A 12,297-nucleotide genomic window follows, 5' to 3' on the forward strand; every position below is an offset into this window, starting at 1 on the left:
CCCGGCCTCCTCGGCAGAGACCGGCCCCGTCTCGATGACGCGTGACGAACCGTTCGAGCTGACAAGACGTTAACAAAGGGAAGACCCATGACCATTATCATGAGCCTGGTCGGGATGGCGGTGCTGATCCTGATCGCGCTGCTGTTTTCCAGCAACCGGCGCGCCATCCGCCTGCGTACCGTGGGTGGCGCCTTCGTCATCCAGGCGTGCATCGGCGCTTTCGTGCTCTACGTGCCGTTTGGCCAGGCCGTACTCAAGACCATCTCCGACGCCGTCAGCCAGGTCGTGCAATACGCCGACGACGGCATCACCTTTCTGTTCGGCAGCCTCGCCGACCCCGGCAGCGGCGTGGGCTTCATCTTCGCCATCAAGGTGCTGCCGGTGATCATCTTCTTCTCGTCGCTGATCGCGGTGCTCTATTACCTGGGCATCATGCAGTGGGTGATCCGCATCCTGGGTGGCGCGCTGCAGAAGGTCCTGGGCACCTCGCGGACCGAGTCGATGTCGGCCACCGCCAACATCTTCGTCGGCCAGACCGAGGCGCCGCTGGTGGTGCGTCCGTTCATCGCCAACATGACCCGTTCCGAACTGTTCGCGGTGATGTGCGGCGGGCTGGCCTCGGTGGCCGGCTCGGTGCTCGGCGGCTATGCCGCGCTGGGCATTCCCATGGAGTACCTGGTCGCGGCGTCGTTCATGGCGGCACCGGGCGGTTTGCTGTTCGCCAAGCTGATCATGCCCGAAACCGAAAAGCCCAACGACGACGCCCACCAGGTCGAGCAGATCGAGGCCGAGGAGAAACCCTCCAACGTGCTCGACGCCGCGGCCGGCGGGGCCTCCTCGGGGCTGCTGCTGGCCGCCAACGTCGGCGCCATGCTGCTCGCCTTCATCGCGCTGATCGCGCTGATCAACGGCATGCTCGGCGGCGTCGGCGGCTGGTTCGGCATGGACAGCCTGAGCCTGGAGATGATCCTCGGCTGGCTGTTCTCGCCGCTGGCCTTCCTGCTCGGGATCCCCTGGAACGAGGCCATCGTCGCCGGCTCGTTCATCGGCCAGAAGCTGGTGGTCAACGAGTTCGTCGCCTTCATCAATCTGGCCCCCTATATCGAGGGCGAGCAGATGGTGGCGTCCACCGGCCAGATGATGAGCGAACACACCCAGGCGGTGCTCTCCTTTGCGCTGTGCGGTTTCGCCAATTTGTCGTCGATCGCCATCCTGCTCGGCGGTCTGGGCAGCATGGCGCCCAGCCGTCGCCACGAAATCGCCAGCTTCGGCCTCAAGGCGGTGCTCGCCGGCACGTTGTCCAACCTGATGTCCGCGGTGATCGCCGGGCTGTTCATCAGCCTGGCCTGAAGCACCTGTCGCCCCGGGCCGGCGAATCGAGCGTCGCACGCGGCGCTCGATTCGCCGGCGCTCCCAGCACGCTCTCTCTACAACGGTACAACGGTGACCTAACGATGACAGCACGCCAAGACGTTGCCCGTCGGGCCCTCGCCCTGATGGACCTGACCAGCCTCAACGACGACGACGACGAGGCGCGGATCAGCGCACTGTGTCGCCAGGCGGACACCCCCGCCGGCCACCCGGCCGCGGTCTGCATCTACCCACGCTTCATCGCCACCGCCCGCGAGGCGCTCGGCGCTGCCGGGCTGGCCGGACGGGTCGGCATCGCCACGGTAACCAACTTCCCCCACGGCGCGGCCGATGTCGCCGCCGCCGAGGCCGAAACCCGCCAGGCGATCGCCGACGGCGCCGATGAAGTCGACGTGGTGTTCCCCTACCGCGCGCTGATGGCCGGCGACGAGGAGATCGGCCGAGCGCTGGTCGAGGCCTGCAAGGCGGCCTGCGGCGAGCGCTGCCTGAAGGTGATCATCGAAAGCGGCGAACTCGCCGATGCCGAGCTGATCCGTCGGGCAAGCGAGATCGCCATCGCGGCCGGCGCCGACTTCATCAAGACCTCGACCGGCAAGGTCGCGGTCAACGCCACCCTCGAGGCCGCCGAGCTCATGCTCACCGTAATCCGCGACAGCGGCCGCGAGGTCGGCTTCAAGGCCGCCGGCGGGGTGCGCAGCGCCGACGACGCCGCACAGTACCTTGACCTGGCGGCGCGACTGATGGGCGAGGCCTGGATCAGCCCCGCGCATTTCCGTTTCGGTGCCTCGAGCCTGCTCGGCAGCCTGCTCGACACGCTCGATATCGCCCAGCCCGGCGACGGGACACCATCGGGAGGCTACTGATGCTCGCTTCGGAGATCATCCGCGCCAAGCGCGACGGCAAGGCACTCGAGGCTCGAGAGATCCGCCGGTTCGTCGACGGCATCGCCGATGGCAGCGTGGGCGACGAGCAGATCGGCGCCTTCGCCATGGCGGTGTTCCTCAACGACATGAACGACGCCGAACGCATCGCCCTGACCGAGGCGATACGCGACTCGGGCGAGGTGCTGGACTGGCGCGACATGGACCTGCCCGGCCCGGTGATCGACAAGCACTCCACCGGCGGCGTCGGCGACGTGGTGTCGCTGATCCTCGGCCCCTGGGTCGCCGCCTGCGGCGGGCACGTGCCGATGGTATCGGGGCGCGGGCTGGGCCACACCGGGGGCACGCTGGACAAGCTCGAGTCGATTCCCGGCTACGACATCGCTCCCTCCAGCGCCCGATTCCGGCGGCTGGTCAAGGAGGTCGGCGTGGCGATCATCGGCCAGACCGGCGATCTGGCACCCGCCGACAAGCGCTTCTATGCGGTACGCGACGTCACCGCCACGGTCGAGTCGATCCCGCTGATCGTCGCCTCGATACTCGGCAAGAAGCTCGCCTGCGGGCTCGATGCGCTGGTGATGGACGTCAAGACCGGCGGCGGTGCCTTTATGCCCACTCATGCCGCCTCCCAGGAGCTGGCAGTGGCCATCGCCACCATCGCCACCGGTGCCGGCACCCCGACCACCGCGCTGATCACCGACATGGACCAGGTGCTGGCGGGCAGCGCCGGCAACGCCGTCGAGGTCGCCGAGGCGATCGCCGTGCTGCGTGGCGAGCAGCGTGACGGCCGCTTGTACCGCGTGACCCGCGCGCTGGCCACCGAGATGCTCAAGGCCGGCGGGCTGGCCGGCGACGACGCCGAGGCGGCCGCGCGACTCGACAGCGCGCTCGCCTCGGGGGCCGCCGCCGAGCGCTTCGCGGGGATGGTCGCCGGGCTCGGCGGCCCGGCGGACATCGTCGAGCGCAGCGACCACTACCTGCCCAGGGCACCGATCGTGCGCCCGGTCTACGCTGGCGATAGTGGCCAGCTCGCCGCCATGGACACCCGCGCGCTGGGCATGGCGGTGGTCGAACTCGGCGGAGGTCGCCGCCAGGCCGGCGCGGCGATCGACCACGCCGTGGGACTGAGCGATATCGCCGCGCTCGGCGAACGTGTCGACGCCGAGCGCCCCCTGGCCTTCGTCCACGCGCGCAGCGAGGCCGACGTCGAACGCGCCGCGGCCAGCCTGCGCGCGGCCATGCAGCTCGGCGAGGCGCCCCCGCCGCGCCCGCTGGTCCACGCCATCGTCGGTCCCGACGGTCGCGTCACCGAACCCGGAGGTCAGTCATGAAACGCGCCATCGTGCTGGTACTCGATTCCTTCGGCATCGGCAACGCACCGGATGCCGGCGATTACGGCGATGCCGGCGCGGACACCCTCGGCCACATCGCCCGCCATCGGCTCGAGGCCGGTCGTCCGCTCCAGCTGCCCAACCTGGCGAGGCTGGGTCTCTACCATGCCCATCGCCTGAGCACCGGCGACTGGGCGGCGGGCGTCGACGTTCCCGAAACCGTCGAAGGTGCCTGGGCCTGCGCCCGCGAGATCTCCTCGGGCAAGGACACGCCCTCCGGCCACTGGGAGATCGCCGGGGTGCCGGCGCTGTTCGAGTGGGGCTATTTCCAGAAGCGCGAGAACAGCTTCCCGCCCGAACTGCTGGAATCACTGATCGAGCGCGCCGAGCTGCCCGGTGTGCTCGGCAACTGCCACGCCTCCGGCGTACCGGTGCTCGAGGCGCTGGGCGAGGAGCACATCGCAAGCCACAAGCCGATCGTCTACACCTCGGCGGACTCGGTGTTCCAGATCGCCGCCCACGAGACCCACTTCGGCCTGGAGCGGCTGTACCGACTCTGCGAGATCGCCCGCGAGCTGCTGATGCCCTACAACATCGGCCGCGTCATCGCCCGCCCCTTCGTCGGCGAGACGCCGGACACCTTCGAGCGCACCGGCAACCGCCGCGACTATGCCATCGAGCCACCGACGCCGACCGTACTGCAGAAGCTGCACGACGACGGCGGCACGGTACTCGGCGTCGGCAAGATCGGCGATATCTACGCCCACTGCGGGGTCACCAAGGTGATCAAGGCACACGGCCACGAGGCACTGTTCGACGCCACGCTCAGCGCCATCGACGAGGCCATCAACCGGACGCTGGTGATGACCAACTTCGTCGACTTCGACACACTCTACGGTCACCGTCGCGATCCCGAGGGCTACGCCGGCGCGCTGGAGGCCTTCGACCGCCGCGTGCCGGAGATCATCGACCGGCTCGAGCCCGGCGACCTGCTGGTTTTCACCGCCGATCACGGCAACGACCCGACCTGGCGCGGCACCGACCACACCCGCGAACAGGTGCCGGTGCTGATCGCCGGCGACGTCATCGCCTCCGGCGGCCACGGCCGCCGCGACACCTTCGCCGATATCGGCCAGACCCTGGCCGCACATTTCGGCCTTTCGCCGATGGAACATGGGCGATCGCTGCTGAAAGAGAACCCCACGAACGGAGACGAATGAGATGGCCACGCCGCATATCGAAGCCCGGCCGGGCGACTTCGCCGACACCGTACTGATGCCCGGCGACCCGCTGCGCGCCCAGTTCATCGCCGAGACGTTTCTCGAGGAGATCGAGTGCGTCAATCGCGTGCGCAACATGCTCGGCTTCACCGGCACCTATCGGGGCCGTCGAATATCCGTGATGGGCAGCGGCATGGGCATACCGTCGCTCTCCATCTACGCCAAGGAGCTGATCACCGAGTACGGCGTCGAGCGCCTGGTGCGGGTCGGTTCCTGCGGCGCGGTGCGCGACGACGTCGCGGTCGGCGATATCGTCGTCGGCATGGGCGCCTGCACGGATTCCGGGGTCAACCGTTCCCGCTTCAATGGGCACGATTTTGCCGCCATCGCCGATTTCGACCTGACCCGCCATGCCTTCGATGCCGCCCGCGAACGCGGCACGCAGGTCAAGGTGGGCAACCTGTTCTCGGCGGACCTGTTCTACACGCCCGACGTCGAGTTCTTCCAGACCCTGAAGCGTCACGGCATCCTCGGCGTCGAGATGGAGGCCGCCGGTCTCTACGGCGTTGCCGCCGAATTCGGCGCCCGCGCCCTGACCGTGTGCACGGTCTCCGATCATATCCTCGAGGGCGAAGCGCTCGATGCGGTGACTCGCCAGACCGGCTTTGCCGAGATGATGGCGGTCACCCTGGAGGGGCTCTCGAGGGATGACCGGGCGAGGCCGACGTCATGAGCGGCATCGACCCGAGCATCGTCGAGCGTCTGCTGGCGGTGCGCGACCAGGCCTACGCGCCCTACTCGGCGCATCCGGTGGGCGCGCTGATCGAGACCGCCTCCGGCCAGCGCTACGCCGGCTGCAACGTCGAGATCGCCAACTACAAGGGGCTGTGCGCCGAGGCCGGGGCGATCGCCGCGATGGTCGCCAACGGCGAGCGGCGCATCGACACGCTCTACGTGATCGGCCCCGCCGGGCATCTGTGCACGCCCTGCGGCGACTGCCGGCAACGGATCCGCGAATTCGCCTCGCCGACGACGCGCATCCACGTCCTCGACGGCCGGGGTCAATGGCTGAAGAGCTACTCCATGGACGCGTTGCTGCCGGACTCGTTCGGCCCCGAGAACATCGGCAAGCCCTCGCCGATGCACGACTGAACGGGTCCCGCCTCGCTCGAACGGCGCTGCGTGAGACCATCGGCGCAGTGCCGCCCCATCCATCCAACGCACCACTTGGGTATACTCGGCCTTCCGTCAGTCGCTCGCTCAATTCCCGCACCCCGTACGGAGTCGTCGATGGTCTCAGCGCGTTTCTCGCCGTTCGAGTTGCTGCTCCTCAAGAGCCGCAACCAGACGGATACCGCGGCCCTGCTGCTGCTGGCCTGGGTGATGGTCAGCAAGGGCAACGTGCTGCCCGAGGACCAGCAGTACCTGGAGACCCTGGCCGACGGCTTTCGCCACGGTCACGCCCTGACGCCGCTGATCGAGATCGCCGCCGGCCAGGACATGGCCGCCGTCCAACTGGCCGCCGAGGTGCTGCAGAAGGACTGGTGGAGCGAGCAGTCGTTCCCGTTCCTGCGCCAGGCCATCGGCCTGGCCACCAGCAACGGCCAGCTGGCCGCCAGCAACAACCATATCCTGCGCTTTCTCGCCGATCTGCTGGGTGTCGCGCCGGCAGCCTTCAGGGAGCTTTTTCAGGAGGTCGCCGGCCGGCCGCTGGAAAGCCCCGAGGATCCCAGCCGCGCCGACTACTGGCAGGCACGCGAACACGCCCGTCAGCAGCAGTCGCAACGCGACCACGAGCGAGAGCGGGAACGGGAACGGCAGTCGCGCCAGCGTCATGAGGAGGAGCGCCAGCGTCGCGATCACGAAGAACGGCAACGCCGGGAGCGCGAAGAGCATGCCTACCAGCGCCACTCGTACCGCCAGGGCGCCGGCGCCGAGGATCGCCACGAGCGCCGCCGCGACGAGCGACCGCCCCCCGGCGATCGTTCGCTGCGCGCACTGCATGTGCTGGGGCTCGACGCCCGGGCCACTCGCAGCGATATCAAGAAGGCCTATCGGCGGCTCGCCCAGATCCATCACCCGGATCGCTTCTACAGCCACGGCGAGCGGCGCATGGCGACCGCCTCGCAACGCTTCCAGCGAATCAAGAACGCCTATGAGTATTTGATGCAAGATGCGCGATCTGTATAAACGCCTGGGGGTCGAGCCGAGCGCCGACGACACCGCGATCGGCGCGGCCATCGACGCCTGCGACAACAGCGCCCTCAAGGCCGACGCCGCCGCGGTGCTCAGCGTCGGTGCCCGGCGCGAGGCCTACGATGGCCTCCACGGCATGCTCAGCGAACTGGGCCGGCTGCGTGCACGGCTGGGGCTGACCCACGGCGCGCACTGGCAGGGCGACGTGGCCAACGACTTCTCGCTGGCCCCCGATCTCGCCCAGTCGCGTCACGACCAGCTGGTCGCCAAGCTCGACGCCGCAGTGGCCGCACAGTCGACGCTGGGACGCTGGCGGCGCCGGATGCCGTGGTGGCTGGCCGGCGTGGCGACGCTGGGGGGCGCCGCCTTGGCGCTGGGCTGGTGGTTGAGCGGCCTCTAGTATCGCAGGCAACCGGAACGGTCGATCGCCCAGTCGGGGCGTTGCTCCCTGCTGCCCGTTAGTCGTTGCCCTTTGCCCTTCCCCTTCTTTTCGCGCTTCCTTCTACCCTGGCCCGCCTTGGCGCCACGCGTCCATCCAGGCCGTGTCGCTGGCCGCGACTCTTCGCGGCCAGCCATGCGCTGCACGCATGACCTCATTCCCAGTTTGCGTTTGGGAGCCCCCATGACGGGAGGGTTAGAGTAGTTCGTCATGCCAGCGGCGCATGAGCCGCACGATAACGACAACGGGAGACGGGTATGCAGACTTCGCTACGGCCACTGGTATTCTGGCCGACCTTTCTGATATTGCTGGTCGCGGTTATTGCCAGCTATGTCGACCTCGACGCCTTCCTGGCCACCGCCAGCGCGCTAAACGACGCGGTCCTGACCAACTTCTCGTGGCTGTTCAGCCTGGGCAGCCTCTATCTGCTGATCATGGCGGTGATCGTCTATTTCTCTCCGCTCGGTCGTATCCGCATCGGCGGCCGGGAGGCCACCCCGCTGCTCTCCCGCTTGCGCTGGTTCTCGATCACGCTGTGCACCACGCTGGCCGTGGGCGTGCTGTTCTGGACCACCGCCGAGCCGCTCTACCACTACATGGGCCCGCCCGCTTCCAGCGGCCTGGAGGCCGGTTCGAGCGATGCCATGCTGTTCGCGATGTCGACCATGTTCCTGCACTGGTCGTTCACGCCCTACGCCATCTACGCCGTACCGGCGCTGATCTTTGCGCTCGCCTTCTACAACCTGCGCCTGCGCTTTTCGATCTCGAGCATGCTGGAGCCGATCTTCGGCCCCGCGATCAAGCGCTTCGGCGGGCTGATCGATGCCATCTCGCTCTATGCGCTGGTCGCCGGCATGGCGTCTTCGCTGGGCACCGGCGCGCTGACCCTGGCCGGCGGCGCGGGCCAGTATCTCGGCGGCGAAACCAGCCCGCTGCGGCTCGGCGTGATCATCGCCCTGATCGTGGTGACCTTCGTGCTGTCCGCCGCCAGCGGTCTGCAGAAGGGGATCGCCCGGCTATCGTCGCTGAACGCCGTGCTGCTCGCGATTCTCGGCGTCTTCATGTTCATCGTCGGCCCGACGGTGTTCTGCCTGGCGCTGGGCGTCGAGTCGTTCGGCGTCTATCTCGACGGTTTCTTCACCAAGAGCCTGTTCACCGGCGCCGCCGCCGACGACCAGTGGCCGCAGTGGTGGTCGATCTTCTACTGGGCGGTATGGTTCGCCTGGGCGCCGGTGGCGGCGCTGTTCCTGGGCAAGATCTCGCGGGGCTATACCGTGCGCGAGTTCCTGCGCGTCAACCTGCTCTACCCGGCGCTGTTCGCCAGCGTGTGGATCCTGATCTTCTCCGGCACCGCGCTCTACTTCCAGTCGCATCTCGACACGGGCGGCGCCGATCTGTATGCCGTGCTCAACGATCGCGGCGTCGAGAACGTGCTCTACGAGCTGTTCCGCCAGTTGCCGTTCTCGCAGGTGTGGATTCCGCTGCTGCTGTTCATCGCCTACATCTCCTACGTCACCGCGGCGGATTCGCAGACCGACGCCATCGGCAATCTCTGCACCCGCGGCCTGACCGCCGACTCCGACCTCAATGCCGGCGTCCCGATGAAGGTGATCTGGGGCGTGATCGTCGGCGTGGTCTCCTGGGTCATGGTCAGCTTCGTGGGGATCGACGGCATCAAGATGCTCTCCAACCTGGGCGGGTTGCCCGCCATGCTGATCGTGCTGCTGGCCAGCGGTTCGCTGTGGGTCTGGCTCAAGCATCCAGGGCGGCTCGACACGGTGCCGACACGCAAGACCCCCTCACCCACCGCCAAGGACGAGGCATGAAGATCAGACAGGACTTCCCGCACCGCGTGCGCGAAATCGAGAACCAGTGGATCGTGCTGGCCGACGGCACTCGCCTGGCCGCCAGAATCTGGCTGCCGGAGGATGCCGAGTCAAGGCCGGTGCCGGCGATCCTCGAGTACCTGCCCTACCGCAAGCGGGACGGCACGGCGGTGCGCGACGAGCTGACCCACCCCTGGTTCGCCGGCCACGGCTATGCCTGCGTGCGGGTCGACATGCGCGGCAACGGCGAATCCGACGGCCTGATGGAGGACGAGTACGCCCCCCAGGAGCAGGCCGATGCGCTGGAAGTGATCGACTGGATCGCCTCGCAGCCCTGGTGCGACGGCAAGCTCGGCATGATGGGCATCTCCTGGGGCGGCTTCAACGGCCTGCAGGTGGCCGCGCTCAGGCCGGAGCCGCTCAAGGCGGTCATCACGCTGTGCTCCACCGACGACCGCTACGCCGACGACATCCACTACAAGGGCGGCAACATGCTGCTGGAGAATCTCGGCTGGGCGGCGACCATGCTGAGCTTCTCCGCGGCGGTGCCCGACCCGGCGCTGGTCGGAAGCCGCTGGCGTGAGATGTGGAAGCACCGCCTCGACAACATGCCGCTGCTGGCCGATCCCTGGCTCGAGCACCAGCACCGCGACGACTACTGGCGTCATGGCTCGATCTGCGAGAACTATGCAGCGATCGACGCCGCCGTCTACATGATCAGCGGCTGGGGCGATTCCTACGTCAATACGATCCCGCGCATGATGGAGAATCTCTCCTGCCCGAAAAAGGCGCTGCTGGGGCCGTGGATGCACAAGTACCCGCATTTCGCGATTCCCGATCCCGCCATCGGCTTCCTGCAGGAGGCGCTGCGCTGGTGGGACTACTGGCTCAAGGGCATCGATACCGGGATCATGGACGAGCCCGAGTGCACCTTCTACCTGCAGGATGGCGTGCCACCGGCGCCCAAGTATCTCGAGCGTCCCGGCCACTGGGTTCGCACCCACGGCTGGCCGGCACCGGCCGACGAGATCGAGACGCTGACATTGGGTCTCGGCGATCGGGGCCTGGAAGCCGATGGCCGTCTGAGCGCCGACCGCCTGATCGCCTCGCCGCTCACTGCCGGCTCGCTGCAGGGCGAGTACATCCCGCTGTGGTTCGGTGCCGACTTCCCGCCGGACCAGCGCCGCGACGACGGCCTGTCGCTGACCTTCGACTCCGAACCCTGCGCCGACGGGCTCGATATCCTCGGCCAGCCGGCGGTGTCGGTGACCCTGACCAGCAGCGAAGCGTGCGGCCAGTTCCACGTCCGCCTGTGCGACGTCGCCCCCAGCGGCGAAAGCGCGCTGATCAGCTACGCCACGCTCAACCTCAACTTGCGCGACGACCCGGGCAGGCTCACCCCGCCGGTACCGGGCGAGCCGATGGACGTGCGCGTGGCGCTGGATCTGATCGGCTATCGCCTGCCCAGGGGACACCGCCTGCGCGTGGCACTCTCCAGCGCCAGTTTTCCGCTGGTGTGGTCGCCACAGAAGCGCGCCGATCTGACACTCAAGGCCGGCGCACCGACGCTCGAGTTGCCGCTATCGAAAGCGGAGGCCATTCCCATGCCGTTCGAGCCACCCGAGAGCGCCACACCCTGCCGGGTCGACACCCTGCGTGCCGGCCGGCCCAAGCGCACCATCAGCGAGGATGTCGGCAGCGGCGAGGTCACGGTGATCGTCGAGGACGACATGGGCGATATCCGCTTCGCCGATCACGGCCTGCGCGTCGAGCAGAAGGCGAAAGAGGTCTATACCAGCCACCCGACCGACGCCACGCGTACCCGTGCCGACATCGAGTGGGTCTACCGCGCCCGCCGCGACGAAGGCGACGGGCAGTTCGCGGTCGAGGTGACCAGCCGTTATCAGCTGCACTGCGACGAGACCACCTTCTACCTGCGTGCCGAGCAGCTGGCGTACGAGGGCGAGACGCTGGTCAGCGACAAGCGCTGGGAGCGGGAGATTCCGCGTACGGCGATCTAGCCGTGAGCCGCCGAGCGACGACGGTTTTCGGCGCGCCGCATGCTATGCTCCGGGGCCGAGAGAACTCGGTTCCGGATGCTTTCATGTCTACTCGCGATGCGCTTCCTCCTCTGGCCTGCCTGCGTGCCTTCGAAGCCGCCGCCCGCCACTGCAGCTTCACCCAGGCGGGCAACGAACTCCACCTGACCCAGAGCGCCGTCAGCCGGCAGATCAAGCGGCTGGAGGACGACCTCGGTCGCCCGCTGTTCGAGCGTCACCACGACGGCCTGCGCCTGACGCCCGCCGGCGAGCATTACTTCCGCGTGGTTCAGGGCCTGCTGCGCGAGCTTCGCGACGAGACGGCACGCCTGCGTCGGCGCAGCGGCGAGCGTCAGCTCACCCTGGCCTCGAGCCCGACCATCGCCTCGATCTGGCTGGCGCGACAACTGCCCGACTTCCAGCATGCCCATCCCGATATCGAAATCCGCATCCTCACCGTCGAGGACCCCCACCGCCTCGACCTGGCGGAGTTCGACCTCGGCATCTATTACCACGTGCCGCACGAGGTCGACCCGCCCGGCCTGAACGCCGAGGCGATCTTCGATCACGAGGAGGTCGCCGCGGTCTGCAGCCCGGTCTACCTGGAGCGCCAGGGTGGCGTGCGCTCCCCGGGCGATCTGCTCGCCCATCACACGCTGATGGTGGTCGAGGACCACTACCGTGACTGGCTGACCTGGGAGACCTGGTTTCGCGCACTGGCGTTCGACTGGCATCCGCCCGCCCATACCCTGCGCGCCAACAGCTTCCAGCTGCTGATGAACGCCACCCTGGCCGGCCAGGGAGTGACGCTGGGCTGGACCCGGCTGCTGGCCGCCGAGCTCGACCAGGGCACGCTGGTGCGTGCCATGCCCCACTCGCTGCCCAGTCGTGGGCGACTCTCGCTGCTCATGCCGCGGCATCGCCACCTCAGCGAACCGATGCGCGCCTTCCGCGAGTGGGTATTGTCGCCCTCCGCCTGAGCCGGGCCGTGCGC

General features: G+C 68.1%; 11 protein-coding genes. All 11 read left to right on the forward strand.

Annotated features, from left to right (window positions below; translation table 11 throughout):
• Nucleotides 1-87: 87 nt before the first annotated feature.
• The 11 genes from HR9077_RS18750 to HR9077_RS18800 all read left to right on the forward strand — a co-directional run bounded on the left by HR9077_RS18750 (nt 88) and on the right by HR9077_RS18800 (nt 12,283).
• Entirely contained in the window at nt 88-1,350 is a 1,263-nt protein-coding gene (locus tag HR9077_RS18750) for a NupC/NupG family nucleoside CNT transporter (RefSeq protein ID WP_136068823.1), read from the forward strand.
• Between the two features lie 104 nt (nt 1,351-1,454).
• A complete protein-coding gene (gene deoC, locus HR9077_RS18755) occupies nt 1,455-2,234 on the forward strand; it encodes a deoxyribose-phosphate aldolase (RefSeq protein WP_136068824.1) in 780 nt (259 codons plus the stop codon).
• Nucleotides 2,234-3,583, forward strand: coding sequence for a thymidine phosphorylase (gene deoA, locus HR9077_RS18760; protein ID WP_136068825.1), 1,350 nt, complete (start codon nt 2,234-2,236; stop codon nt 3,581-3,583). Before deoC ends, deoA begins: the two co-directional genes overlap by 1 nt.
• Complete coding sequence (locus tag HR9077_RS18765; protein ID WP_136068826.1) at nt 3,580-4,803, forward strand: phosphopentomutase; 1,224 nt, start codon at nt 3,580-3,582, stop codon at nt 4,801-4,803. The genes deoA and HR9077_RS18765 overlap by 4 nt, the downstream gene beginning before the upstream one ends.
• A gap of 1 nt (nt 4,804) precedes the next feature.
• Nucleotides 4,805-5,536 carry a purine-nucleoside phosphorylase gene (gene deoD, locus HR9077_RS18770; RefSeq protein ID WP_136068827.1) on the forward strand — a complete coding sequence of 244 codons (732 nt, stop codon included), beginning with the start codon at nt 4,805-4,807 and terminating at the stop codon, nt 5,534-5,536.
• The gene (gene cdd / locus HR9077_RS18775) at nt 5,533-5,955 is read left to right on the forward strand and encodes a cytidine deaminase (protein WP_136068828.1); all 423 of its coding nucleotides are present in this window, start codon (nt 5,533-5,535) and stop codon (nt 5,953-5,955) included. Before deoD ends, cdd begins: the two co-directional genes overlap by 4 nt.
• A 138-nt stretch (nt 5,956-6,093) precedes the next feature.
• Nucleotides 6,094-6,993: a J domain-containing protein gene (locus tag HR9077_RS18780; RefSeq protein ID WP_136068829.1), complete on the forward strand. Its 900-nt coding sequence runs from the start codon at nt 6,094-6,096 to the stop codon at nt 6,991-6,993.
• Entirely contained in the window at nt 6,977-7,399 is a 423-nt protein-coding gene (locus HR9077_RS18785) for a hypothetical protein (RefSeq protein WP_136068830.1), read from the forward strand. The genes HR9077_RS18780 and HR9077_RS18785 overlap by 17 nt, the downstream gene beginning before the upstream one ends.
• Nucleotides 7,400-7,695: 296 nt before the next feature.
• Nucleotides 7,696-9,264, forward strand: coding sequence for a BCCT family transporter (locus tag HR9077_RS18790; protein WP_136068831.1), 1,569 nt, complete (start codon nt 7,696-7,698; stop codon nt 9,262-9,264).
• Nucleotides 9,261-11,285: a CocE/NonD family hydrolase gene (locus tag HR9077_RS18795; RefSeq protein ID WP_136068832.1), complete on the forward strand. Its 2,025-nt coding sequence runs from the start codon at nt 9,261-9,263 to the stop codon at nt 11,283-11,285. The genes HR9077_RS18790 and HR9077_RS18795 overlap by 4 nt, the downstream gene beginning before the upstream one ends.
• Nucleotides 11,286-11,368: 83 nt before the next feature.
• Nucleotides 11,369-12,283 carry a LysR substrate-binding domain-containing protein gene (locus HR9077_RS18800; protein WP_136068833.1) on the forward strand — a complete coding sequence of 305 codons (915 nt, stop codon included), beginning with the start codon at nt 11,369-11,371 and terminating at the stop codon, nt 12,281-12,283.
• The last annotated feature ends 14 nt before the right edge of the window (nt 12,284-12,297 follow it).

This window comes from Modicisalibacter radicis, assembly GCF_900961225.1.
Classification (GTDB): domain Bacteria; phylum Pseudomonadota; class Gammaproteobacteria; order Pseudomonadales; family Halomonadaceae; genus Modicisalibacter.

Excerpts from the sequence above, each read along its gene's own strand:
- HR9077_RS18750 (WP_136068823.1), top strand. The coding sequence starts at position 88 with ATGACCATTATCATGAGCCTGGTCGGGATGGCGGTGCTGATCCTGATC.
- deoC (WP_136068824.1), top strand. The coding sequence starts at position 1,455 with ATGACAGCACGCCAAGACGTTGCCCGTCGGGCCCTCGCCCTGATGGAC.
- deoA (WP_136068825.1), top strand. The coding sequence starts at position 2,234 with ATGCTCGCTTCGGAGATCATCCGCGCCAAGCGCGACGGCAAGGCACTC.
- HR9077_RS18765 (WP_136068826.1), top strand. The coding sequence starts at position 3,580 with ATGAAACGCGCCATCGTGCTGGTACTCGATTCCTTCGGCATCGGCAAC.
- deoD (WP_136068827.1), top strand. The coding sequence starts at position 4,805 with ATGGCCACGCCGCATATCGAAGCCCGGCCGGGCGACTTCGCCGACACC.
- cdd (WP_136068828.1), top strand. The coding sequence starts at position 5,533 with ATGAGCGGCATCGACCCGAGCATCGTCGAGCGTCTGCTGGCGGTGCGC.
- HR9077_RS18780 (WP_136068829.1), top strand. The coding sequence starts at position 6,094 with ATGGTCTCAGCGCGTTTCTCGCCGTTCGAGTTGCTGCTCCTCAAGAGC.
- HR9077_RS18785 (WP_136068830.1), top strand. The coding sequence starts at position 6,977 with ATGCGCGATCTGTATAAACGCCTGGGGGTCGAGCCGAGCGCCGACGAC.
- HR9077_RS18790 (WP_136068831.1), top strand. The coding sequence starts at position 7,696 with ATGCAGACTTCGCTACGGCCACTGGTATTCTGGCCGACCTTTCTGATA.
- HR9077_RS18795 (WP_136068832.1), top strand. The coding sequence starts at position 9,261 with ATGAAGATCAGACAGGACTTCCCGCACCGCGTGCGCGAAATCGAGAAC.
- HR9077_RS18800 (WP_136068833.1), top strand. The coding sequence starts at position 11,369 with ATGTCTACTCGCGATGCGCTTCCTCCTCTGGCCTGCCTGCGTGCCTTC.